The sequence below is a fragment of the Ruegeria sp. Ofav3-42 genome, assembly GCF_022347725.1.
Lineage (GTDB): Bacteria > Pseudomonadota > Alphaproteobacteria > Rhodobacterales > Rhodobacteraceae > Ruegeria.
Genome location: NZ_JAKRGB010000003.1, coordinates 40,602 through 62,064, shown reverse-complemented (window position 1 = coordinate 62,064; position 21,463 = coordinate 40,602). Strand labels below are relative to the sequence as shown.

The following is a 21,463-nucleotide window of genomic DNA, read 5'->3' as shown; positions in this document are numbered from 1 at the left end:
ACAACTGTTCATTAATGCGAAAGAGGAGATCGCTTATGTTCACGGCGACCATGCAATTTGATTTGGGTGAGGACGTGAACGCCCTGCGCGAAATGGTGCACCGTTGGGCGCAGGAGCGGGTCAAGCCAATGGCGGGCGAAGTCGATTCCTCGAACGCCTTTCCAAATGAGCTTTGGAAAGAAATGGGCGATCTGGGCATGCTGGGCATCACAGTGTCCGAGGAATACGGCGGGGCAGGCATGTCATATCTGGCCCACACCGTCGCGGTGGAAGAGGTTGCGCGGGCCTCGGCCTCGGTTTCTTTGTCCTACGGAGCGCATTCAAACCTGTGCGTCAATCAGATCAAGCTGAATGGCAATGACGAGCAGAAGGCGAAGTATTTGCCGCGTCTGGTCTCAGGCGAACATGTCGGCGCGCTGGCCATGTCCGAAGCCTCGGCGGGATCCGACGTTGTGTCGATGAAGCTGCGCGCGGAAAAGCGAAACGACCACTATCGTTTGAATGGCAACAAATACTGGATTACCAATGGACCGGACGCCGATACTCTGGTCGTCTATGCCAAGACCGATCCGGAGGCCGGTTCAAAGGGCATTACGGCCTTTCTAATCGAAAAAGAAATGAAGGGTTTCTCGACCTCGCCCCATTTCGACAAGCTGGGCATGCGGGGGTCGAACACGGCCGAACTGATCTTTGAGGACGTCGAAGTGCCCTTCGAAAACGTGCTGGGCGAAGAGGGCAAAGGCGTCGCTGTTCTGATGTCCGGGCTGGACTATGAACGCGTTGTTTTGGCCGGGATCGGAACCGGGATCATGGCTGCCTGCCTGGACGAAATCATGCCGTATCTGGCCGAGCGCAAGCAGTTCGGCAAACCCATCGGCAGCTTCCAGCTGATGCAGGGCAAGATCGCGGATATGTACACCGCGATGAACTCTGCTCGTGCTTATGTATATGAGGTTGCCAAGGCGTGTGACCGGGGCGATGTAACCCGTCAGGATGCGGCGGCGTGCTGCCTCTACGCCTCGGAGCAGGCGATGTCGCAGGCGCATCAGGCCGTGCAGGCGATGGGCGGGGCAGGGTTCCTGGCGGACTCGGCGGTCAGCCGAATTTTCCGCGATGCAAAGCTGATGGAAATCGGCGCGGGCACTAGCGAAATCCGCCGGATGCTGATCGGGCGCGAACTCATGAACGAGATGCTCTGAGATAAAAAACGCCCCGCAGACGAGGTAACTGCGGGGCGCTTTCCCGTAAAGGATCAGAACTTATGGACGTAGGATACGCCAACAAGGAAGGGATCGATTTCGGTTTTGCCGATTTTCGTTCCGTTGAGCTTGACATCCGAGTCAATGTCAAACCAGCGGACGTTCAGACGAACGGCGCCGTTATCAGAGACCATGTAATCCAGACCGGCCTGCAGCGAGACACCAAAGGAGTTGTCGACTTTCAGGTCGCCCAGCGGGGATTTCTCGTCGAAGAAGATCGTGTAGTTCAGGCCGGCGCCGACATAGGGCTTCCACGCGCTGTTGGTCGGGAAGTGATAGTTCAGCGACAGGGTGGGCGGCAGGTGCTTGACGCTGCCCGCGTCGACGCTTCCACCCAGGGTCACGTTGTGTTTGAACGGCGTTGCGGCCAGCAGTTCGATACCCAGGTTGTCGCGGATGAAGTATTCGGCGGTGAAGATCGGGCGGGTGTCCGAGTCGATCTCGGCCTTTTGTCCGGCCAAGGTGCCGTTGTCGGATTTGGGGTCGAGGTAACCGACACCGACACCGACGGTCCAGTCTCCCTGCGACTGGGCGAGTGCGGGGGCGGCAAGCGCCACCAACGCGGTGGAAAGGGTCAAAGCGGCGAGTTTCTTTTGCATGGTCTTGCCTTTGGTTTTGTTGATGAAACCGCTTTGACAGCCGCAATGTGTCTGCACTCTGATCTGCATCAAATCTGTGTGACGGATTCAGGGGAAGTTTCAGCGTCAAAGCCCCAAAAAATAAGGAGTTTCCGGTATGGTAGACGCTAATCGCATACCGGGTTTGCACCCAGCGGGTGGCTGGGATATTCCGCCACGTCTGAACATGGCGCGTCAGTGTCTGGCCCAGGCGCCAGAGCAGGTCGCGTTGATTGATCTGACCGGGGCAGGTGAGCGGCGCGTAGCCTATCGGCAGCTCGCTGAAATGACGGACGGGCTTGCGCGCGCGTTGTTAAAAAAGGTGCAGCCGGGTGACCGCGTGGGCGTCTTGCTCAGCCAGTCGCCCTGGTGCGCGGCGGCGCATCTGGCGATCTGGAAGATGGGCGCGATCTCGGTGCCTTTGTTCAAATTGTTCAAGCAGGATGCCTTGCGTTCTCGTGTGGGCGATGCCGGAGCGCGGGTTGTGCTGACCGACCCGGACGGTGCCGCTCTGTTGGGCGATTTGGCTGAGCCGTTGATGGTGGATCAGATTGATGAGGGTGGCGATCCGGTACCCTTTGCAGACACCGGCCCCGAGGATCCGGCGGTTCTGATCTACACCTCAGGCACGACGGGCAGCCCAAAGGGCGCGTTGCATGGCCACCGGGTTCTGACGGGGCACCTGCCCGGCGTCTCGATCAGCCACAACAACCTGCGTGATGGAGATTGCCTGTGGACACCGGCCGACTGGGCCTGGATCGGCGGGCTGTTCGACATCCTTATGCCGGGTTTGGCGCTGGGCATTCCGGTTGTTGCGGCGCGCCTGGACAAATTCTCTCCCGAGGCCTGCGCAGACGTGATTGAGCGGGGCGGGGTGCGGAACGTATTTTTCCCTCCGACTGCATTGCGCATGTTGAAAGCTGCGGGTCAATCCATTCCGGGGCTGCGGTCCGTTGCTTCGGGCGGTGAGCCGCTGGGGGCCGAGATGCTTGCCTGGGGGCAACAGACGTTTGGCCTGACCATCAACGAGTTCTATGGCCAGACCGAATGCAACATGGTCGTATCCTCCTGCTCGGAGGAATTCCCGGTGCGGCCTGGTTGCATCGGCAAGCCGGTGCCGGGGCATGAGGTTGCGGTGATTGATGAAGACGGCACTCCGACCGACGAAGAGGGCGACGTGGCCATCCGGCGCGGCTCGGCTTCAATGCTGTTGGATTATTGGAACCGGCCCGTGGCGACGGTTGAGAAGTTCCGGGGTGATTGGCTGATCACCGGAGATCGCGGCGTGTGGGACGGCGACTACCTGCGTTTTGTGGGCCGCGACGATGATGTGATTACTTCGGCTGGCTACCGCATCGGTCCGGCCGAGATCGAGGATTGCCTGCTGACCCACCCGGCGGTGGCGACGGTGGGCGTGGTCGGCAAGCCTGATCCGCTGCGGACCGAGATCGTGAAAGCCTACGTCGTGCTGAAGCCCGAAGCCGAAGCTGAGGAACGAGAGTTGCAGGAATGGGTCAAGGACCGCCTTGCGCATTACTCTTACCCGCGCGAGGTGGCGTTTCTGGAGGAATTACCGATGACGGTAACGGGGAAGGTGATCCGAAAAGAATTGAAGGTGCGTGCAGCGGCGGAGAGGGCTGTATGAAACACCTGCTGATTATCATTCCGTTGTGCATGGCTGACGCAGGCGAGGCAGTCGCTGAAACCGCTCCCATGCCGATAAATGTCTTGGAGTGGTTCGACGGTTGTGCCCAGCTAACTCAGGCCTCGAACGGTATGGTCATGGATATCAACTGTGCGGACCTTGCTATTGAATACTGCACTACTGGTCGAGTTGAAGGTAAACGTTTGCAATGCCTAGCTGATCTTTCCGAGCACATCGTTTTTCTTTCGACAGCTATCAAAAACGATTTGCCTAAAAAAATCGAAGGATCAAGTTGGGCTGCACGAAATTATGAACGTAAGTACTCAGAATTGGATGAAGACGTTTTTGATGTTTGCGATGCGTCTCCCATTGAAGGAATCCCCTTAGATATGTGGTGCGACATCTATTTGAACTCGGGAGATTGGGTGCAATGGCGTTATCTACAGCGACTTACCTTGGAGGTTAAGCAATGAAACTCACTTCCAAAACCATGCCCGCCTCCGAGGGCTTCAAGGCAAACCGCGCGGCTCATCTGGACGCACTGGCGCAAATCTCTGCCGCTGCTGAAGCGGCCCGCATGGGCGGAGGAGAGAAATCCCGCGCGCGGCATGAATCGCGCGGCAAGATGTTGCCTCGGCGCCGGGTGGCGAACTTGTTGGACCCGGGGTCTCCGTTCCTGGAAATTGGCGCGACGGCCGCGCATGGAATGTATGGCGATGCCGCGCCGAGTGCCGGTGTTGTGGCAGGCATTGGCCGGGTGCAGGGGCAAGAGGTCATGGTGGTGTGCAACGACGCCACCGTGAAGGGCGGCACCTATTACCCGATGTCGGTCAAGAAGCACCTGCGCGCACAGGAGATCGCCGAGGAAAACCATCTGCCCTGTATCTATCTGGTCGACAGCGGCGGCGCGAATCTGCCCAATCAGGATGAGGTCTTTCCCGACCGCGACCACTTTGGCCGCATCTTCTACAATCAGGCGCGGATGAGCGCGAAGGGTATCCCTCAGATCGCCGTGGTAATGGGCTCGTGCACGGCGGGCGGGGCCTATGTGCCTGCGATGTCGGATGTGACGATCATTGTGAAAGAGCAGGGCACGATCTTTCTGGCCGGCCCGCCCTTGGTCAAGGCCGCGACCGGAGAAATCGTCAGTGCCGAAGACTTAGGTGGGGGCGACGTTCACACGCGCCTGTCTGGCGTGGCGGATTATCTGGCCGAGGATGACGCCCACGCGCTCGCCTTGGCGCGTCGTGCGGTCGGATCGCTGAACCGGCGCAAACCGCAGACCGTGGATTGGGCCAGCCCCGAAGATCCCGCCTATGACCCAGAGGAAATTCTCGGTGTCGTTCCCGGCGACCTGCGCACGCCTTACGACATCCGCGAGGTGATCGCACGGCTGGTCGATGGTTCTCGGTTCGATGAGTTCAAGCCTCGGTTCGGTGAGACACTTGTGACCGGATTTGCCCATGTCAAAGGCTGCCCGGTCGGGATCATTGCCAACAATGGCGTGCTGTTTTCTGAGGCCGCGCAGAAGGGCGCGCATTTTGTTGAACTGTGCTCGCAGCGCAAAATCCCTTTGGTCTTCTTGCAGAACATCACTGGGTTCATGGTCGGTCGGAAATACGAAAACGAGGGCATCGCGCGGCACGGGGCCAAGATGGTGACGGCGGTGGCTACGACGAATGTGCCAAAGATCACAATGTTGGTCGGCGGATCGTTTGGCGCGGGGAATTACGGAATGGCAGGCCGCGCTTATCAGCCTCGGTTCCTATGGACATGGCCCAACTCGCGGATTTCCGTGATGGGCGGTGAGCAGGCTGCGGGCGTTCTCGCCACTGTCAAACGCGACGGGATCGAGCGGCAGGGCGGCACGTGGTCGGCCGAAGAAGAGGCCGAGTTCAAACGCCCGACACTGGAGATGTTCGAGGAGCAGTCGCATCCGCTTTATGCTTCGGCGCGGCTATGGGATGACGGCATCATCGACCCACGCAAAAGCCGCGATGTACTGGCTCTGTCGTTGAGTGCCGCATTGAACGCCCCAATTGAGGAGACACGTTTCGGCGTGTTCAGGATGTGATGAACATGGCACTGCAAGATGTATTGGCCCGGTATCCCAGCGCACAAACCTTCAAATTCGGCGACAGCGCAATGATGAGCGCCGAGTTGCTTTCACTGGTGCGTGCAGGCCGGAAAACGGCAACCTGCGGCGCGCTGAGGGACTATCCGGATGGCAGCCCCGAGACACCGGTCGTTGGGCGGCGCGACATCGCTTTGGAATGGGATGGACGTCCTGCGCTGGTTATCGAGACCGTCAATGTCTCGGTCTGCCGTTTCTGTGATATGAGCGAGGATTTCGCGTTGGCCGAGGGCGAAAACGAAACGCTAGGGGGATGGCGCGAGGATCATCGCCGATACTTTGAGCGTAATGGTGGTTTCGATCCAGAGATGGAATTGTTGTGCGAACGGTTCCGCCTAATCGAAGATCTGGCGGTTGAGGGGTAAGAGATGGTCAACAAAATCCTGATTGCCAATCGGGGCGAGATCGCCTGCCGGGTCATGGAAACGGCTCAGAAGATGGGAGTCGCCTGCGTTGCCGTGTATTCAGACGCTGATGCCTCGGCAAAACATGTGCAGATGGCGGATGAGGCGGTTCATATCGGCAGCGCGGCCCCTGCGGAGAGCTATCTTAAGGGCGATGTGATCATTCAGGCGGCGCTGGATTCAGGCGCGCAAGCGATCCACCCAGGCTATGGGTTTCTGTCCGAAAACCCCGATTTCGTGGATGCGGTCGAGGCTGCGGGGCTGACCTTCATCGGGCCATCGGCGGACGCGATCCGCAAGATGGGCCTCAAGGACGCGGCCAAGGTTTTGATGGAGAAAGCGGGCGTACCTGTTGTGCCGGGCTATCACGGTGACAATCAGGACCCTGAACATCTGGCGGGGGCTGCTGACACCATCGGATACCCGGTTTTGATCAAGGCCGTTGCTGGCGGAGGCGGCAAGGGCATGCGGTTGGTCGAGCGTCCGGAGGATTTTGCCTCGGCGCTGGACAGCGCCCGTGGAGAGGCGCGGACCGCGTTTGGCAATGATGCGGTACTGGTCGAAAAGTTTGTCGCCAAGCCGCGCCATATCGAGGTGCAGGTGTTTGGCGACGGTACTCATGCCGTACATCTGTTCGAACGGGATTGCTCGCTGCAGCGTCGCCACCAGAAGGTGATCGAAGAAGCTCCTGCCCCCGGCATGACGGCTGAGATGCGCGAAGCGATGGGGCAGGCGGGCGTGCGCGCCGCTGAGGCGATCGGTTACAAGGGCGCGGGGACGGTTGAGTTCATCGTGGATGCCTCGGACGGCCTGCGCCCGGATCGGTTCTGGTTCATGGAGATGAACACGCGTCTTCAGGTGGAGCATCCGGTGACTGAGGCAATTACCGGCGTTGATCTGGTGGAATGGCAATTACGTGTCGCATCAGGCGAGACGCTGCCGAAGCGTCAGGAGGACCTGTCGATTTCGGGCCATGCGTTCGAGGCGCGCCTATACGCCGAGGATGTGCCGAAAGGCTTTCTGCCGGCGACTGGTACGCTGACGCATCTGCAGTTCCCGGCGGCTTGTCGTGCCGACAGTGGCGTGCGCTCGGGCGATACGATCAGCCCGTGGTACGACCCGATGATCGCCAAGGTGATCGTCCACGGCCCCACGCGTGCCGTTGCGCTGGAGCAGTTGCACCGCGCCCTGCAAGGGACCGAAGTTGCAGGAACTGTGACGAACCTCAGCTTTCTTGGCGCGTTGACCAGACATCAGGGATTCGCCGCTGGTGATGTGGATACTGGTTTGATCGGGCGCGATCTGGACGCTCTGGTTCAGGAGGCGCCAATCCCGGCTAAATCGATTGTCGCTGCCGCGATGACGGCATTGAATCTGGTCAATACAGGTGAGGAAACGGGATTTTCTCTTTGGGCTCCGCTGCATCGGGCCGTTCAGTTGCGGTCTGAGGACGTCATCGATCTGGGTGTGCAGGTCGAAGGTCCGAACCGACAGCTGTGGCAAGTGGGCCGCGAGACCATCTTGGCGGAGCGTGGTGCGGGGGGATGGAGCATCAACGGCGAAGCGATGCCGCGCGTTGCCACCTCGGGTTCTCGGATCACGGTATTCCAAAACTATGGGCAAGCTCTTGATATCGTTGACCCTCTGGACCGCGATTCCAGTTCTTCCGGCGATACAAACGTAATCGAAGCCCCCATGCCCGGTCTGGTCAAAGCAGTCTTTGCCGAAGTGGGTCAAGCGGTTCAGGAAGGAGACCGGCTGGCAATTCTGGAAGCGATGAAGATGGAACATTCCCTATTGGCCGCGCGCGATGGCGTCGTTGCCGAGGTGCTGACGGACGCGGGTGCGCAGGTCGAAGCCGGAGCCGCGCTGGTCCGGTTGGAGGAGGAATGATCTGTCCCGTTTCCGCGCAACGTGGCACAGTCGGTTTGAATACCGCAATCAGAAAAGGGCACAGCCATGGGTGATCGGGTCGAAATCTTTGAGGTGGGTCCGCGCGACGGGTTGCAGAATGAAAAGCGAGAGATACCGGTCTCCGAAAAAGTGGCTCTGGTCGATTGCCTCAGCCGGGCCGGTTTCAATCGTATCGAAGTAGCCAGCTTTGTCTCGCCCAAGTGGGTGCCGCAAATGGCGGGCAGTGCGGATGTGTTGGCCGGGATTAAGCGGGCCGATGGGGTGCGCTATGCTGCGCTGACGCCAAACATGCGGGGCTATGAAGACGCGCTGGCGGCTAAGGCAGATGAGATAGCGGTGTTTGCTTCGGCCTCCGAGGGGTTCTCGAAAGCCAATATCAACGCGACCATCGAAGAATCCATCGAACGCTTTGCGCCTATCCTGGAAGCTGCGCGCCATATTGACCTGCCCGTGCGTGGGTATGTGTCCTGCGTCACCGATTGCCCCTATGACGGCCCGACTCCGCCTGAGAAAGTGGCCGAGGTTGCGGACCGGCTGTTCTCGCTGGGATGTTATGAGGTCTCGCTAGGGGACACGATCGGGCAGGGAACCCCCGACACCATCGCCCATATGCTGCTGGCGGTTCGTGAGCGTGTGCCGATGACTCGTCTGGCAGGTCATTTCCACGACACCAACGGGCGGGCGATTGACAATATCGACGCCGCGCTGGCGCTGGGTGTTCGGGTTTTTGACAGTGCTGTCGGTGGGTTGGGCGGCTGCCCTTACGCGCCCGGAGCTGCAGGGAACGTGGCCACCGAGGCGGTTGTCGCCCACTTGGAGCGGCTTGGATATCAGACCGGGATTGACGAGGACGTCATCGAAGAGGCCGCGCAGATGGCGCGCGCCATGCGGTCGGAGTAAGGAGCATTCATGTTTGAAACCATTTCGGTGACCACGGACGCCCGCGGCGTGGCCACTCTGACACTGGATCGTGCCGAAAAGCATAACGCCATGTCGGCGCAAATGATTACCGAGTTGACACAGGCGACTGACCAGCTTGGCGAGGATGACTCGGTGCGGGTTGTGGTGCTGACCGGCGCAGGCAAGAGCTTTTGCGCCGGAGGCGATCTGGGCTGGATGCAGGCGCAAATGGCAGCGGACCCTGAAACGCGATTTGTTGAGGCGCGCAAGCTGGCTGAAATGCTGCAGGCTCTGAACTCTCTGCCAAAACCTCTGATCGGCGCTATTCAGGGCAATGCATTCGGTGGCGGCGTCGGGATGGCATCGGTCTGTGATATGGCAATCGGTGTCGATACGGTCAAAATGGGCCTGACGGAAACCAAGCTCGGTTTGATCCCCGCGACGATTGGTCCCTATGTCATCGCTCGCATGGGCGAAGCCCGCGCGCGGCGCGTGTTCATGTCTGCTCGGCTGTTCGATGCGGCGGAAGCTGTGGAACTCGGACTGCTGGCCAAAATTGTGCCCGCCGAAGGTCTTGGCGATGCGATTGAGGCGGAGGTCTTGCCCTACCTTTCCTGCGCGCCGGGGGCCGTTGCATCTGCAAAACAACTGGTTCGGCAGTTAGGACCACGCATTGACGATGCCGTGATCGATCACACGATCCGTCAGCTGGTCGAGAGGTGGGAAACCGACGAGGCCAAAGAGGGAATCGGCGCATTCTTCGAAAAACGAAAACCTGCATGGATTAGTTAGGTTTAGGCGCTACTTGCGAAGCGATTGCGACTGGATAAGCAATGCGTCTGCCAAGGGTTGCGCGAAGACGAATATTAGCCCCCTGCGCGTTTCTGTTCGGTTGACCCTCTGACCCCGCGCGGATAGAGAATGTCCAGTCAACACGCCAATTGACGGCGCTCCCCTTTAGGGTATGCGCAGGAAAGGAGCTGTACGTGGAAGACCTATTGCGGGAGTACCTCCCGATTCTGGTGTTTCTGGCCGTAGCTGTGGGCCTTGGAATCGTCCTGATTCTGGCGGCTGTCGTTCTGGCCGTCCGTAACCCCGATCCCGAAAAAGTCAGCGCATATGAATGTGGTTTCAACGCGTTCGATGATGCACGGATGAAATTCGATGTCCGGTTCTATCTGGTCTCGATCCTCTTTATCATCTTCGACTTGGAAATTGCCTTCCTGTTCCCCTGGGCCGTCGGCTTCAAGGACATCAGCGACGTGGGTTTCTGGTCCATGATGGTCTTCCTGGGCGTTCTGACCATCGGCTTTGCCTACGAATGGAAGAAGGGGGCCCTGGAATGGGAGTGATGACGGGTGCAAACACCGCTGGCGTCGACAAGGAAGTCGCCACCCAGGCCCTGAATGCCGAGCTGCAGGACAAAGGGTTCCTGCTGACCTCGACGGAAGACATCATTAACTGGGCCCGTACAGGTTCGCTGCACTGGATGACCTTTGGTCTGGCCTGCTGCGCGGTTGAGATGATGCACACATCGATGCCGCGTTATGATGCGGAACGGTTTGGCATCGCCCCGCGTGCATCTCCGCGTCAGTCGGATGTGATGATCGTCGCGGGTACACTGACCAACAAAATGGCCCCGGCGCTGCGCAAGGTTTACGATCAGATGCCCGAGCCGCGCTATGTGGTCTCGATGGGGTCATGTGCGAATGGCGGCGGTTATTATCACTATTCCTACTCGGTTGTGCGCGGTTGCGACCGCATCGTTCCGGTGGACATTTACGTCCCGGGCTGCCCTCCGACTGCTGAAGCGCTGCTATATGGCCTAATGCAGTTGCAGCGCAAAATCCGCCGCACCGGCACCATCGTACGCTGAGGAGAGAGCTGATGAGCGAAGCACTCAAGGAACTCGGCGCGCAGTTGGAGCTAAAGCGGGCGGACTGCGTGTTGTCATGGGATGTAACCCACGGTGAGCTGAACGTGGATGTTGCCCTTTCAAACCTTGTTGAATTCGTCGAATTTCTGAAATCCGACCAAAACTGTAAGTTCACGACCCTCGTCGACATAACCGGTGTCGATTACCCCGAACGCGCCAAGCGGTTCGACGTGGTCTATCACTTCCTGTCGATGTACCAGAACCAGCGCATCCGCCTGCGGGTCTCGATCCGTGAAGAGGACATGGTGCCCTCGATCACCGACGTTCACCCCTCGGCCAACTGGTTCGAGCGTGAGGTGTTCGACATGTTCGGCATTCTGTTTTCCGGCCACCCGGATCTGCGGCGCATCCTGACGGACTATGGCTTCCGCGGCTATCCGCTGCGCAAGGATTTCCCGACCACAGGTTATACCGAAGTGCGATATGACGAGGCGCAAAAGCGTGTGGTCTACGAGCCCGTCAGCCTTGTTCAAGAGTACCGTCAGTTTGATTTCATGTCCCCGTGGGAAGGCGCGAACTACATTCTGCCCGGGGATGAGAAACAGGAGACCTAATCATGTTCGAGTTCCTGATCTGGATAGTTTTGGTGGTGGCAACGGTCGTTCCGATGATCAAGTTACTGCCGCATTTCGGGATCAACAAGAACTGGGCGTTTGCATGCATCATCTCGCCGGTCGTGATTGTCCTGCTGTGGATGATGGCGATGAAGCTGCAAGAGATGGAGCGCCGCTGACATGATGGGCGAATTGATCGTTTTAGGCGCGCTGGGGGTGCTGCTGGCAGGGGCCGCGGCAAAGGCGGCTGAGGCGGAAAAGGTCCGGGTGCGGGCCAATGCGAAAAAGAACAAACGGGGGCGTTGATGGACGGCTCAAGATACGATGACGGCAGCACGGACGCGCTGAGCGGTGAACAGAAGATCCGCAACTTTAACATTAACTTCGGCCCGCAACACCCTGCGGCGCACGGGGTTCTGCGTCTCGTGCTTGAGCTGGACGGCGAGATCGTCGAGCGTTGCGATCCGCATATTGGTCTGCTGCACCGTGGTACCGAAAAGCTGATGGAAAGCCGGACGTATCTGCAGAACCTGCCGTATTTCGACCGTCTCGACTATGTTGCGCCGATGAACCAGGAACATGCCTGGTGTCTGGCCATCGAAAAGCTGACCGGGGTCGAAGTGCCGCGCCGTGGCTCTCTGATCCGGGTTCTGTATTCCGAGATCGGGCGCATTTTGAACCACCTGCTGAACGTGACCACGCAGGCGATGGACGTGGGTGCTCTGACCCCGCCGCTGTGGGGCTTTGAAGAACGCGAAAAGCTGATGGTGTTCTATGAGCGCGCCTGTGGTGCCCGCCTGCACGCCGCCTATTTCCGCCCCGGTGGTGTGCATCAGGACCTGCCGCCCGAACTGCTGGACGATATCGAGGCATGGAGCCATGAATTCCCCGCTGTTCTGGATGACATCGACGGATTGCTGACCGAAAACCGTATCTTCAAGCAGCGCAACGCCGATATCGGTGTCGTGACCGAGGAAGATATCCAGAAATACGGCTTCTCGGGCGTAATGGTGCGCGGATCGGGCCTTGCATGGGACCTGCGTCGCGCGCAACCTTATGAATGCTATGACGAGTTCGAGTTCCAGATTCCCGTCGGCAAGAACGGCGACTGCTACGACCGCTATCTCGTTCGGATGGAAGAGATGCGCCAATCGCTGCACATCATCCGTCAAGCCATCGCCAAAATCCGCGAGTGCCCCGGTGACGTATTGGCGCGCGGCAAGATCACCCCGCCGAAACGCACCGACATGAAGACCTCGATGGAAAGCCTGATCCATCACTTCAAGCTGTACACCGAAGGCTTCCACGTGCCCGCAGGCGAGGTTTACGCCGCCGTCGAAGCCCCCAAGGGTGAGTTCGGCGTTTATCTTGTCGCCGACGGTACCAACAAACCCTACCGTGCCAAATTGCGCGCACCGGGCTTCCTGCACCTGCAAGCCATGGATCACGTCGCCGGAGGCCACCAACTGGCTGACGTCGCCGCCATCATCGGCACCATGGACGTCGTGTTCGGGGAGATCGACCGCTAGTGTTTTGGTTCGACGCCATAGCCTACTTTGAGAGCTTGCTGACTATCGCGGCGTTGATCGGTGCGATTTGGTCTGCTTTCGAATTTGTAAAAGGTTATCGTCGCAAAGCGGAAGATGAACGTGCAGCACAATCTGCCAAGTGGCGTCGTGTAAGCGTTCATAAGATTCTTCACACATCGCCACATTTTCTCCCAGTGTCAGACATTCTGGACAAACTCAAATCGTCTTCTTTCGACGAAGACTTCAAGATAAACAAAAAGGAGTTGACCGAGCGTGAGCTTCGAGCAGTGCTTCTCGAAGGCATCGAAAAAGGCTATTTTCAGCAACTTCACGGTGACACTTACGGAATATCTAGTAGGGATTTCGTAATGGACAATGCGTTCGCAACCCTGAGAGCCAGAGACTTGCTACACGACGTCTACGATCTTCTTTGCTTCGCTAAAGGTCCGCTTTCGACTGAAGAACTGTTAGAGAGAATTGAGCAACGTGACATCAAGGTGTCTGACTTCGAAATCTCCATGCAGGAGTTAACTTCACGCCACCTAGTCGAACGCCAAGAGGACGGGCGTTGGGTTAGAAAAGGAAATTAAAATGCTTCGCCGCCTTCACCCCGAACAACCAGAGATCTATGCTTTTGCTACTTTTGGAGGCAGATCGGTTGATCACGTCGTGATTACCGGCTCGATCGACATCGTGGGTTGGGAGGTGGTTCATTGATACGTTACGCTCTGCCAATTGGATATGTTGTGGTGATGGCAGCGACAACCGCCGCAGCCACGCCGCACCCCACGGCTCAGGTATTGGAGGTGATGCGGGATAACGGGTGTCGCCTGAATACTGCGGATGCTGAAAACGCGTTCTCTTCGCGCGGATTGACCCCAGAGGATGTCAGCTCTGTGATCAACAGCTGGGCCGAACAGGGGCTGGCCGGGCTGGATGGTTCGTTTTTTGAGATCGCCCCGGCAATTTGCGGCGCACACGGTCTGGCGGCAGAGGATGCCAAAGGCCGTGCTGATGCGCTTTATGAATTCGTTCGCCTGAACGGGTGCCGCATGGGGAAAGAAGAGGCCGAGATTAAACTGCGGCCTGCCGGTTTCACCAAGACCGAAACCCCGATCCTGATCGACCGGCTTATCGCTGACGGCCGCGCGCAACAGGAAGATCCTTACATAATCGTGATTGGAGATGCCTGCTAATGCTGCGCCGTCTGCACCCCGAACAACCCGATAGCTTTGCCTTTACGGCTGCCAATCAGCAGTGGGCCGAAGCGCAGATCACCAAGTACCCTGAGGGCCGTCAGGCCAGTGCGGTTATCCCGCTGCTGTGGCGCGCGCAAGAGCAAGAGGGCTGGCTGAGCCGTCCGGCAATCGAATCCGTCGCCGACATGCTGGGCATGGCTTATATCCGCGTGCTTGAGGTTGCATCGTTCTACTTCATGTTTCAGCTGCAACCGGTTGGCTCGGTCGCTCACATTCAGGTGTGTGGCACGACCTCCTGTATGATCTGCGGCGCCGAGGACTTGATTACGGTTTGCAAGGAAAAGATCGCGGTCAAGCCGCATGAGCTGTCCGCCGATGGCAAGCTGAGCTGGGAAGAGGTTGAATGCCTTGGGTCCTGCACCAACGCGCCGATGGCGCAGATCGGCAAGGATTACTACGAAGATCTGACGGCTGAGAGTTTTGGCAGGATTCTTGATGATCTGGTGGCGGGAAAGGTGCCGGTTCCGGGTCCGCAGAACGGACGTTATGCGGCAGAGCCATTGAAAGGGCTCAGCAGCCTGAACGGATATGAAGCCGGTAAGCCTCAGTATAACGCCAGTGTCGAACTGGCGACTGATCTGGGCGATACGGTCAAGCGCATCGACGGCACCGAAGTGCCAATCCTGACCCCGTGGCTGGGTAAGGACGGTAAGGCGGAGGCGTCCAAGGCGGCTCCGAAACCGCCAAAAGCCCCCAATCCTGCGAAACCCGCCGTAAAACAGGCGGAAGAGGCTAAGGCTAAGGAAGAACAGCCCGAAACGCTAAGCGAGGCTCGGGGTGGCCAACCGGATGACCTCAAGCTGCTCAAAGGTGTCGGGCCGAAGCTGGAAGAGACGCTGAACGAACTGGGTTTTTATCACTATGACCAGATCGCGAAATGGACACCGGAACAGGTGGCCTGGGTTGATGCCCGCCTGAAGTTCAAGGGCCGGATCGAACGTGATGGTTGGATCGAACAGGCCGGTAAACTAGCGGCGGGTGAGGAAACCGAATTCGCCAAACGTGCCAAGGAAGACGGCACTTACGAAGACTAAAATTGCGGTGCCCATCCGGGGCATCAGGGTGAGATGGACAAGGAAAAAGAACAGGCTATAGCCCGCAAGGGCCGACATATCGGGATGGTCATCGCCGTGACCATGCTGTTGTGGCTTGCCATGACCCTGTTCATCGGTCCCGCGCTTGGATTGCCCGGGCGATTTGCGCTGCTGTTTGATTTCGCCGCCTTGGCGGGTTTCATTTATGCGGGCGTGAACATTTTTCAACTCTGGCGCATGCGTCAGGACAGCTGAAGGTTAGACACGATGCTGAAGGATCAGGACAGGATCTTTACCAACATCTACGGGATGCATGAGCGCACGTTGAAGGGCGCGCAGGCCCGCGGGCATTGGGACGGCACCGCTGGCCTGATCGGAAACGGGCGTGACTGGATCATCCAGACGATGAAGGACTCGGGCCTGCGTGGTCGTGGAGGCGCAGGCTTTCCGACCGGTCTGAAATGGTCGTTCATGCCCAAGGAAAGTGACGGACGCCCTGCCTATCTGGTTGTGAACGCAGACGAATCCGAACCCGGAACCTGCAAGGACCGTGAGATCATGCGCCATGATCCGCATACGCTGATCGAGGGCTGTCTGATCGCATCCTTCGCGATGAACGCGCATACTTGCTACATCTACCTGCGTGGCGAATACATCCGCGAGCGTGAAGCGCTGCAGGCCGCGATTGATGAGGCCTACGATGCTGGTCTGCTGGGCAAGAACGCGGCCGGTTCGGGCTGGGATTTCGACCTGTTCCTGCATCACGGGGCAGGCGCGTATATCTGCGGTGAGGAAACCGCCCTGATCGAAAGCCTTGAGGGCAAGAAGGGTATGCCGCGGATGAAACCTCCGTTCCCGGCGGGTGCGGGCTTGTACGGCTGTCCGACTACGGTGAATAACGTGGAATCCATCGCGGTTGTGCCGACTATCCTGCGCCGCGGCGCCGACTGGTTTGCGGGCTTTGGCCGTCAGAACAACGCAGGCACCAAACTGTTTGCCATCTCGGGCCATGTGAACAATCCCTGCGTGGTTGAAGAGGCGATGTCGATCCCCTTTGAGCAACTGATCGAGACCCATTGCGGCGGTATTCGCGGTGGCTGGGACAATCTGCTGGCCGTTATTCCGGGTGGGTCGTCCGTGCCATGCGTGCGTGGCGAGCACATGCGCGATGCGATCATGGATTTCGACCATCTGCGCAACGACCTGGGGTCGGGGCTTGGAACAGCGGCGGTGATCGTGATGGACAAGTCCACCGACATCATCAAGGCGATCTGGCGACTGTCGAAATTCTACAAGCACGAAAGCTGCGGTCAGTGCACGCCCTGCCGTGAAGGCACGGGCTGGATGATGCGCGTGATGGATCGTCTGGTACGGGGCGAGGCCGAGCTGGAAGAGATCGACATGTTGTTTGACGTGACCAAGCAAGTCGAGGGCCACACAATCTGCGCCTTGGGCGATGCGGCGGCCTGGCCGATCCAAGGTCTGATCCGCAATTTCCGGGAAGAGATCGAGGACCGCATCAAAGCGCAAAAATCTGGGCGCATGGGTGCGATGGCGGCGGAGTGACAAGATTGCGTAACATTGAACCAATCTCAAGCCGCTTTCTGGTGAAGGAGTAAAGCTCATGGAAGTCTTTTCAGCCTATTCACACGCTATTGCGTCTCTGGTGATCTTCACTGTGATCATTCTGTTCTTGTCGCCGTTTTCGGCGCTAGCCAAGGCTGGTAAGGGTCTGGCCCCGGGCGCTACGCCGGATCAGGATTATTCGGACAAGGCCTATCGACTGAACCGGGCCTATCTGAACGGAACCGAAACGCTGCCCGCCTATCTGACAGTCACGGTCGCGGCCATCCTGTTGGGTGCCAGCCCGTTCTGGGTGAACTTGCTTGCTTCGGTGGCCCTGGTTTCGCGCATCGTCATGTTGGTCATTCACATGCGTGGTATTGGCAAACCTCACAGCGGTCTGCGATCGGTGTTTTATGTTATCGGATGGGCCTGCATGGTCCTGATGGGCGTCATGGCATTGGTGGCGGCAATTTGATGAATAAGAAAGGTATCCCTTCGTTGGCAGGTAGAAATTTCTGGAAAGGACGCGCGGCATTGGCTGGCGCGTTGGGCGTGCTGACTATCGTAACAGCCTGTGGACTAGTGACGCCGTCCGACGACCGAATTCTCTTTGATGGTAAGCCATTCAGGGCTAAAGCGAAGGCTGTTGATAAGAAAAAGGCGCCGACGGATTTCACTGTGGTCGTGAACGGAGTGTCGGCTTCCCTGGATGGCGCGCGCGAAGCCGGGCGCTATGAGGGAACAAAGTTCTGTATCGCAGCCTTCGGTACCTCCAAAATCGACTGGAAAGTCGGGCCCGAGACCGAACCGCAGAATCTGCGCATCGCCGACGATAAAATGACCTTTGCCGGAACCTGCCAGCGGCCATGAAGCGGTTTTCTACATATCAGCCAGCGGCATCGGGGACGTTATTGAATAGCACCCCAAGCGCAGATCGTTTTGGACGTTCCAAGACGAAAGGAACTGTCATGTCTGGTATGAAACTGCTTGCTCTGCTGTCGGTGCTGACGCTTCCGGCCGTTGCCGAAGCAAAGCCGCCCTTGCGCGAAGTCAAGGAGATTGACGACGAACTCTATTACATCGCGATTGCAAACGAGATTTCGGATTACTGCCCGTCGATCAGCGGGCGTCGGCTGAAGGCGATCGGAGTGATGTGGGGACTGAAGTCCACGGCGAACAATCTGGGATACTCGGACAGCGAAATCCGGGCCTATGTGGAATCGGATGCCGAAAAGGACCGGATGCGGGCCAAGGGCGAGGCTTATCTGGCCCGGCACGGTGTGTCCTATGACAACCCCAGTTCCTTCTGCGCACTTGGGCAGGCGGAAATCGAAAGAAACAGCGCCATCGGCGTGTATTTGAGGGCGAACTAGACGATGTCTGACCTCCGTAAAGTCAATATCGACGGGCAGGAAATCGAAGTCGATGGTGCGATGACGCTGATCCAGGCTTGTGAGGAGGCCGGGGTCGAGGTGCCGCGCTTCTGTTATCACGAGCGTCTGTCGATTGCCGGGAACTGCCGGATGTGTCTGGTCGAGGTTGTGGGCGGCCCGCCCAAACCTGCGGCCTCCTGCGCGATGCAGGTACGCGATCTGCGCCCGGGGCCGGAAGGTCAGGCGCCCGAGGTCAAGACCAACTCGCCCATGGTCAAGAAAGCGCGCGAAGGGGTGATGGAGTTCCTGCTCATCAACCACCCGCTGGACTGCCCGATCTGCGATCAGGGCGGCGAGTGCGATCTGCAGGATCAGGCGATGGCTTACGGCATGTCTGGTTCGCGCTTCAAGGAAGCCAAGCGCGCCGTGGATGATCTGGATCTGGGGCCGCTGGTCGGCACCGCCATGACGCGCTGCATCAGTTGCACCCGTTGCGTACGGTTTACCACCGAGGTCGCCGGGATCACCCAGATGGGTCAGACGGGGCGTGGCGAAGATGCCGAGATCACCTCGTATTTGAACCAGACGCTGGACTCGAACCTTCAGGGCAACATCATCGACCTCTGTCCGGTTGGAGCGCTGACGTCGAAGCCCTATGCCTTTACCGCGCGCCCGTGGGAACTGACCAAGACTGAATCCATCGACGTGATGGATGCTCTGGGATCGAACATCCGCGTGGATACGAAAGGCCGCGAAGTGATGCGCTTCCTGCCGCGCAACCATGACGGCGTGAACGAAGAGTGGATTAGCGACAAGACCCGGTTTGTTTGGGACGGTCTGCGCCGTCAGCGTTTGGACAGGCCTTATGTACGCGAGAACGGCAAATTGCGCCCCGCGAGTTGGACCGAGGCGCTGACGAAGGCGGCGGAAGCCTTAAAAGGGGCCGAAAAACCAGCAGGGATCGTGGGTGATCTGGCACCGGTCGAAGCAGTATATGCGCTGAAACAGATGATCGAGGGGCAGGGCGGTGTTGTTGAATGCCGTACCGACGGTGCAAAGCTGCCGTCCAGCAATCGCGGGGCCTATGCCGGGACAGCCGCGATTGAGGATATCGACACGGCTGAACGTATCCTACTGATCGGTACGAATCCGCGTGATGAGGCTCCGGTTCTGAACGCGCGTATCCGCAGGACCTGGGCGCATGGGGCTGAGGTGGCTCTGGTCGGCCCTCGGGTCGATCTGACTTATGAGTATCACCATGTGGGCGACGACCGGGCCGCTTTGCAGAATGTAATTGATATGGGCGGCGATGATGAAATCAAGGGCAAAGCCTCGCTGGTCATTGTCGGGCAGGGCGCGTTGCAAGAGGCCGACGGCGCAGCCGTTCTGGCTGCCGCGCAAACCATTGCTGCCAATACCGAAAGTGGGCTTTTGATCCTGCACACCGCGGCATCGCGCGTGGGTGCCATGGATGTGGATGCCACCAATGAAGGCGGCATGGACGCGGTCAGCGCAGCGGACGTGATCTATAACCTCGGCGCGGATGAGGTCGAAATCGGCGACGGTGCCTTTGTGATCTATCAGGGCAGCCATGGCGACCGGGGCGCGCATCGCGCTGACGTGATCCTGCCGGGAGCTGCCTACACCGAGGAAAACGGCTTGTTCGTCAACACCGAAGGCCGCCCGCAACTGGCCATGCGTGCCGGTTTTGCGCCAGGTGAGGCGAAAGAGAACTGGGCCATCCTGCGGGCGCTGTCCGCTGAACTGGACGCCACGTTGCCATTTGACTCGCTGGCGCAACTGCGCACCGCGTTGGTCGAAGCCGTGCCACATCTGGCGCGTATCGACCAGGTGATCGAGAATGAGGCACAATCTCTGGAAGCAGCCCCGCTGGGCTCGGCCACGTTCCGGAACGCGATCAAGGATTTCTATCTGACAAACCCGATTGCGCGGGCATCGCAGCTGATGGCCGAGCTTTCCGCACAGGCTCAGGCCCGAAACACCGGAAAGATCGCGGCCGAATGAACCAGACCCGTTTCATATCGCTGTTTGAAACCGGCGCTGCAATCCGCGGCGTGGGGGACAAGGGAATGCGCATGAGACTCAACGAAAAAGGTGGCGCGTGGGCGGCAGATGCTGTTTACACCTGCGTGCCGACCCAGCCGCAGTTTGCGCAGGCACATGGCCTCAGCTTCGCTCGCGGTAAACGGAATACCCACGGTGTGAGGACCAATGGCTGATTTCTTTAACACCCCAGGCGGAATAGCCATCATCATTCTGGCGCAAGTGATTGCAGTCGTTGCGTTTGTGATGATCTCGCTGTTGTTCCTCGTGTATGGCGACCGCAAAATCTGGGCGGCGGTTCAAATGCGCCGCGGCCCGAACGTTGTGGGTGCCTATGGCTTGCTGCAGTCGGTAGCGGACGCGCTGAAATATGTGGTGAAAGAGGTGGTCATCCCCGCCGGGGCCGACCGCACCGTCTTTATCCTCGCTCCGCTTACGTCGTTCGTTCTGGCGATGATCGCCTGGGCCGTGATCCCGTTCAACGATGGCTGGGTATTGTCGGATATCAACGTCGCCATCCTCTATGTTTTTGCCGTCTCTTCTCTGGAAGTTTATGGCGTGATTATGGGCGGTTGGGCGTCGAACTCAAAGTACCCGTTCCTCGGTTCGTTGCGTTCGGCCGCGCAGATGATTTCCTATGAAGTCTCCATTGGCCTTATCATCATCGGCATCATCATCTCGACCGGTTCCATGAATTTCGGTCACATTGTCGAAGCGCAGGATGGCCGCTTCGGTTTCTTCAGCTGGTATTGGCTGCCACATTTCCCGATGGTCTTCCTGTTCTTCATCTCGGCACTGGCCGAAACCAACCGCCCGCCGTTCGACCTGCCCGAGGCGGAATCGGAACTGGTCGCCGGTTATCAGGTCGAATATTCGGCCACGCCCTTCCTGCTGTTCATGGCCGGCGAATACATCGCAATCTTCTTGATGTGCGCGCTGACCACGCTGCTGTTCTTCGGCGGCTGGCTGTCCCCGATCCCCGGCCTGCCGGATGGAGTGCTGTGGATGGTCGCCAAGATGGCGTTCTTCTTCTTCCTCTTCGCGATGGTCAAGGCGATCACACCCCGCTACCGCTATGACCAGTTGATGCGGTTGGGCTGGAAAGTCTTCCTGCCATTCTCGCTGGCCTGGGTGGTGTTCGTGGCCTTTGCGGCGAAATTTGACTGGTTCTGGGGCGCGTTCGCCCGTTGGTCGGTGGGAGGGTGACTATGGTTAACCGGATTCACAAAGCGATCGCTGAATCCAGCGCTACCGAGCTCATAGACTTTACAGATG

At 58.7% G+C, this 21,463-nt stretch carries 27 protein-coding genes; 26 read left to right on the top strand and 1 reads right to left on the bottom strand.

Features of this window, described 5'->3' with window-relative positions; translation table 11 throughout:
- The first annotated feature begins 35 nt into the window (after window positions 1-35).
- The gene (locus tag MHN28_RS05640) at window positions 36-1,199 is read left to right on the top strand and encodes an isovaleryl-CoA dehydrogenase (RefSeq protein WP_239337002.1); all 1,164 of its coding nucleotides are present in this window, start codon (window positions 36-38) and stop codon (window positions 1,197-1,199) included.
- A gap of 53 nt (window positions 1,200-1,252) precedes the next feature.
- Here the strand turns inward: MHN28_RS05640 and MHN28_RS05635 are convergent, their stop codons facing one another.
- Window positions 1,253-1,858, bottom strand: a complete 606-nt coding sequence (locus tag MHN28_RS05635) for an OmpW family protein (RefSeq protein ID WP_239337001.1) — start codon at window positions 1,856-1,858, stop codon at window positions 1,253-1,255.
- A 136-nt stretch (window positions 1,859-1,994) separates the two neighbouring features.
- Here MHN28_RS05635 and MHN28_RS05630 point away from each other — a divergent pair, with 136 nt between their 5' ends.
- The 25 genes from MHN28_RS05630 to nuoH all read left to right on the top strand — a co-directional run bounded on the left by MHN28_RS05630 (window position 1,995) and on the right by nuoH (window position 21,394).
- Window positions 1,995-3,521 (top strand): AMP-binding protein, encoded by a 1,527-nt coding sequence (locus MHN28_RS05630; RefSeq protein ID WP_239337000.1) that lies wholly within the window; start codon window positions 1,995-1,997, stop codon window positions 3,519-3,521.
- On the top strand, window positions 3,518-3,994 hold the full coding sequence (locus MHN28_RS05625) for a hypothetical protein (RefSeq protein ID WP_239336999.1): 477 nt from the start codon (window positions 3,518-3,520) through the stop codon (window positions 3,992-3,994). Before MHN28_RS05630 ends, MHN28_RS05625 begins: the two co-directional genes overlap by 4 nt.
- Window positions 3,991-5,595, top strand: coding sequence for a carboxyl transferase domain-containing protein (locus MHN28_RS05620; RefSeq protein ID WP_239336998.1), 1,605 nt, complete (start codon window positions 3,991-3,993; stop codon window positions 5,593-5,595). Before MHN28_RS05625 ends, MHN28_RS05620 begins: the two co-directional genes overlap by 4 nt.
- Window positions 5,595-6,020, top strand: coding sequence for an ASCH domain-containing protein (locus MHN28_RS05615; protein WP_239336996.1), 426 nt, complete (start codon window positions 5,595-5,597; stop codon window positions 6,018-6,020). Before MHN28_RS05620 ends, MHN28_RS05615 begins: the two co-directional genes overlap by 1 nt.
- Before the next feature lie 3 nt (window positions 6,021-6,023).
- Window positions 6,024-7,952, top strand: coding sequence for an acetyl/propionyl/methylcrotonyl-CoA carboxylase subunit alpha (locus MHN28_RS05610; protein ID WP_239336994.1), 1,929 nt, complete (start codon window positions 6,024-6,026; stop codon window positions 7,950-7,952).
- Window positions 7,953-8,018: 66 nt separating this feature from the next.
- Window positions 8,019-8,873 (top strand): hydroxymethylglutaryl-CoA lyase, encoded by an 855-nt coding sequence (locus MHN28_RS05605; RefSeq protein ID WP_239336993.1) that lies wholly within the window; start codon window positions 8,019-8,021, stop codon window positions 8,871-8,873.
- 9 nt (window positions 8,874-8,882) lie between these two features.
- Window positions 8,883-9,665 carry a crotonase/enoyl-CoA hydratase family protein gene (locus tag MHN28_RS05600; RefSeq protein ID WP_239336992.1) on the top strand — a complete coding sequence of 261 codons (783 nt, stop codon included), beginning with the start codon at window positions 8,883-8,885 and terminating at the stop codon, window positions 9,663-9,665.
- A 194-nt stretch (window positions 9,666-9,859) separates the two neighbouring features.
- Window positions 9,860-10,225: an NADH-quinone oxidoreductase subunit A gene (locus tag MHN28_RS05595; protein WP_050602775.1), complete on the top strand. Its 366-nt coding sequence runs from the start codon at window positions 9,860-9,862 to the stop codon at window positions 10,223-10,225.
- The gene (locus MHN28_RS05590) at window positions 10,216-10,749 is read left to right on the top strand and encodes an NADH-quinone oxidoreductase subunit B family protein (RefSeq protein ID WP_170494185.1); all 534 of its coding nucleotides are present in this window, start codon (window positions 10,216-10,218) and stop codon (window positions 10,747-10,749) included. The genes MHN28_RS05595 and MHN28_RS05590 overlap by 10 nt, the downstream gene beginning before the upstream one ends.
- Window positions 10,750-10,760: 11 nt before the next feature.
- Window positions 10,761-11,363, top strand: coding sequence for an NADH-quinone oxidoreductase subunit C (locus MHN28_RS05585; protein WP_239336990.1), 603 nt, complete (start codon window positions 10,761-10,763; stop codon window positions 11,361-11,363).
- 2 nt (window positions 11,364-11,365) lie between these two features.
- Window positions 11,366-11,542, top strand: coding sequence for a hypothetical protein (locus tag MHN28_RS05580; protein WP_170422563.1), 177 nt, complete (start codon window positions 11,366-11,368; stop codon window positions 11,540-11,542).
- Window position 11,543: 1 nt separating this feature from the next.
- Complete coding sequence (locus tag MHN28_RS24810) at window positions 11,544-11,669, top strand: hypothetical protein (RefSeq protein WP_255732118.1); 126 nt, start codon at window positions 11,544-11,546, stop codon at window positions 11,667-11,669.
- Complete coding sequence (locus MHN28_RS05575; RefSeq protein WP_239336988.1) at window positions 11,669-12,892, top strand: NADH-quinone oxidoreductase subunit D; 1,224 nt, start codon at window positions 11,669-11,671, stop codon at window positions 12,890-12,892. Before MHN28_RS24810 ends, MHN28_RS05575 begins: the two co-directional genes overlap by 1 nt.
- On the top strand, window positions 12,892-13,482 hold the full coding sequence (locus MHN28_RS05570; RefSeq protein WP_239336986.1) for a hypothetical protein: 591 nt from the start codon (window positions 12,892-12,894) through the stop codon (window positions 13,480-13,482). Before MHN28_RS05575 ends, MHN28_RS05570 begins: the two co-directional genes overlap by 1 nt.
- A gap of 1 nt (window position 13,483) precedes the next feature.
- Entirely contained in the window at window positions 13,484-13,609 is a 126-nt protein-coding gene (locus MHN28_RS24805; protein WP_255732116.1) for a hypothetical protein, read from the top strand.
- Entirely contained in the window at window positions 13,606-14,088 is a 483-nt protein-coding gene (locus tag MHN28_RS05565) for a hypothetical protein (protein ID WP_239336984.1), read from the top strand. The genes MHN28_RS24805 and MHN28_RS05565 overlap by 4 nt, the downstream gene beginning before the upstream one ends.
- Window positions 14,088-15,185 carry an NADH-quinone oxidoreductase subunit NuoE gene (gene nuoE / locus MHN28_RS05560; protein WP_239336982.1) on the top strand — a complete coding sequence of 366 codons (1,098 nt, stop codon included), beginning with the start codon at window positions 14,088-14,090 and terminating at the stop codon, window positions 15,183-15,185. Before MHN28_RS05565 ends, nuoE begins: the two co-directional genes overlap by 1 nt.
- 33 nt (window positions 15,186-15,218) lie before the next feature.
- Window positions 15,219-15,440, top strand: coding sequence for a DUF5337 domain-containing protein (locus tag MHN28_RS05555; RefSeq protein ID WP_239336980.1), 222 nt, complete (start codon window positions 15,219-15,221; stop codon window positions 15,438-15,440).
- A gap of 12 nt (window positions 15,441-15,452) precedes the next feature.
- Complete coding sequence (gene nuoF / locus MHN28_RS05550) at window positions 15,453-16,751, top strand: NADH-quinone oxidoreductase subunit NuoF (RefSeq protein WP_239336977.1); 1,299 nt, start codon at window positions 15,453-15,455, stop codon at window positions 16,749-16,751.
- A gap of 58 nt (window positions 16,752-16,809) precedes the next feature.
- Entirely contained in the window at window positions 16,810-17,226 is a 417-nt protein-coding gene (locus MHN28_RS05545; RefSeq protein WP_239336974.1) for an MAPEG family protein, read from the top strand.
- On the top strand, window positions 17,175-17,621 hold the full coding sequence (locus MHN28_RS05540) for a hypothetical protein (protein WP_239336971.1): 447 nt from the start codon (window positions 17,175-17,177) through the stop codon (window positions 17,619-17,621). The genes MHN28_RS05545 and MHN28_RS05540 overlap by 52 nt, the downstream gene beginning before the upstream one ends.
- A 98-nt stretch (window positions 17,622-17,719) precedes the next feature.
- Window positions 17,720-18,124, top strand: coding sequence for a DUF5333 domain-containing protein (locus MHN28_RS05535; RefSeq protein ID WP_239336968.1), 405 nt, complete (start codon window positions 17,720-17,722; stop codon window positions 18,122-18,124).
- A gap of 3 nt (window positions 18,125-18,127) precedes the next feature.
- Complete coding sequence (gene nuoG / locus MHN28_RS05530) at window positions 18,128-20,149, top strand: NADH-quinone oxidoreductase subunit NuoG (RefSeq protein ID WP_239336965.1); 2,022 nt, start codon at window positions 18,128-18,130, stop codon at window positions 20,147-20,149.
- Window positions 20,146-20,364 (top strand): hypothetical protein, encoded by a 219-nt coding sequence (locus tag MHN28_RS05525; RefSeq protein WP_239336962.1) that lies wholly within the window; start codon window positions 20,146-20,148, stop codon window positions 20,362-20,364. The genes nuoG and MHN28_RS05525 overlap by 4 nt, the downstream gene beginning before the upstream one ends.
- The gene (nuoH, locus tag MHN28_RS05520; RefSeq protein ID WP_239336959.1) at window positions 20,357-21,394 is read left to right on the top strand and encodes an NADH-quinone oxidoreductase subunit NuoH; all 1,038 of its coding nucleotides are present in this window, start codon (window positions 20,357-20,359) and stop codon (window positions 21,392-21,394) included. Before MHN28_RS05525 ends, nuoH begins: the two co-directional genes overlap by 8 nt.
- The last annotated feature ends 69 nt before the right edge of the window (window positions 21,395-21,463 follow it).

Excerpts from the sequence above, each read along its gene's own strand:
- nuoG (WP_239336965.1), top strand. The coding sequence starts at position 18,128 with ATGTCTGACCTCCGTAAAGTCAATATCGACGGGCAGGAAATCGAAGTC.
- MHN28_RS05580 (WP_170422563.1), top strand. The coding sequence starts at position 11,366 with ATGTTCGAGTTCCTGATCTGGATAGTTTTGGTGGTGGCAACGGTCGTT.
- MHN28_RS05590 (WP_170494185.1), top strand. The coding sequence starts at position 10,216 with ATGGGAGTGATGACGGGTGCAAACACCGCTGGCGTCGACAAGGAAGTC.
- MHN28_RS05610 (WP_239336994.1), top strand. The coding sequence starts at position 6,024 with ATGGTCAACAAAATCCTGATTGCCAATCGGGGCGAGATCGCCTGCCGG.
- MHN28_RS05540 (WP_239336971.1), top strand. The coding sequence starts at position 17,175 with ATGGGCCTGCATGGTCCTGATGGGCGTCATGGCATTGGTGGCGGCAAT.
- MHN28_RS05625 (WP_239336999.1), top strand. The coding sequence starts at position 3,518 with ATGAAACACCTGCTGATTATCATTCCGTTGTGCATGGCTGACGCAGGC.
- MHN28_RS05630 (WP_239337000.1), top strand. The coding sequence starts at position 1,995 with ATGGTAGACGCTAATCGCATACCGGGTTTGCACCCAGCGGGTGGCTGG.
- MHN28_RS05525 (WP_239336962.1), top strand. The coding sequence starts at position 20,146 with ATGAACCAGACCCGTTTCATATCGCTGTTTGAAACCGGCGCTGCAATC.
- MHN28_RS05615 (WP_239336996.1), top strand. The coding sequence starts at position 5,595 with ATGAACATGGCACTGCAAGATGTATTGGCCCGGTATCCCAGCGCACAA.
- MHN28_RS05545 (WP_239336974.1), top strand. The coding sequence starts at position 16,810 with ATGGAAGTCTTTTCAGCCTATTCACACGCTATTGCGTCTCTGGTGATC.
- MHN28_RS05575 (WP_239336988.1), top strand. The coding sequence starts at position 11,669 with ATGGACGGCTCAAGATACGATGACGGCAGCACGGACGCGCTGAGCGGT.
- nuoE (WP_239336982.1), top strand. The coding sequence starts at position 14,088 with ATGCTGCGCCGTCTGCACCCCGAACAACCCGATAGCTTTGCCTTTACG.
- MHN28_RS05555 (WP_239336980.1), top strand. The coding sequence starts at position 15,219 with ATGGACAAGGAAAAAGAACAGGCTATAGCCCGCAAGGGCCGACATATC.
- MHN28_RS05600 (WP_239336992.1), top strand. The coding sequence starts at position 8,883 with ATGTTTGAAACCATTTCGGTGACCACGGACGCCCGCGGCGTGGCCACT.
- nuoH (WP_239336959.1), top strand. The coding sequence starts at position 20,357 with ATGGCTGATTTCTTTAACACCCCAGGCGGAATAGCCATCATCATTCTG.
- MHN28_RS05535 (WP_239336968.1), top strand. The coding sequence starts at position 17,720 with ATGTCTGGTATGAAACTGCTTGCTCTGCTGTCGGTGCTGACGCTTCCG.
- MHN28_RS05585 (WP_239336990.1), top strand. The coding sequence starts at position 10,761 with ATGAGCGAAGCACTCAAGGAACTCGGCGCGCAGTTGGAGCTAAAGCGG.
- MHN28_RS05640 (WP_239337002.1), top strand. The coding sequence starts at position 36 with ATGTTCACGGCGACCATGCAATTTGATTTGGGTGAGGACGTGAACGCC.
- MHN28_RS24805 (WP_255732116.1), top strand. The coding sequence starts at position 13,484 with ATGCTTCGCCGCCTTCACCCCGAACAACCAGAGATCTATGCTTTTGCT.
- MHN28_RS05635 (WP_239337001.1), bottom strand. The coding sequence starts at position 1,858 with ATGCAAAAGAAACTCGCCGCTTTGACCCTTTCCACCGCGTTGGTGGCG.
- nuoF (WP_239336977.1), top strand. The coding sequence starts at position 15,453 with ATGCTGAAGGATCAGGACAGGATCTTTACCAACATCTACGGGATGCAT.
- MHN28_RS05605 (WP_239336993.1), top strand. The coding sequence starts at position 8,019 with ATGGGTGATCGGGTCGAAATCTTTGAGGTGGGTCCGCGCGACGGGTTG.
- MHN28_RS05620 (WP_239336998.1), top strand. The coding sequence starts at position 3,991 with ATGAAACTCACTTCCAAAACCATGCCCGCCTCCGAGGGCTTCAAGGCA.
- MHN28_RS24810 (WP_255732118.1), top strand. The coding sequence starts at position 11,544 with ATGATGGGCGAATTGATCGTTTTAGGCGCGCTGGGGGTGCTGCTGGCA.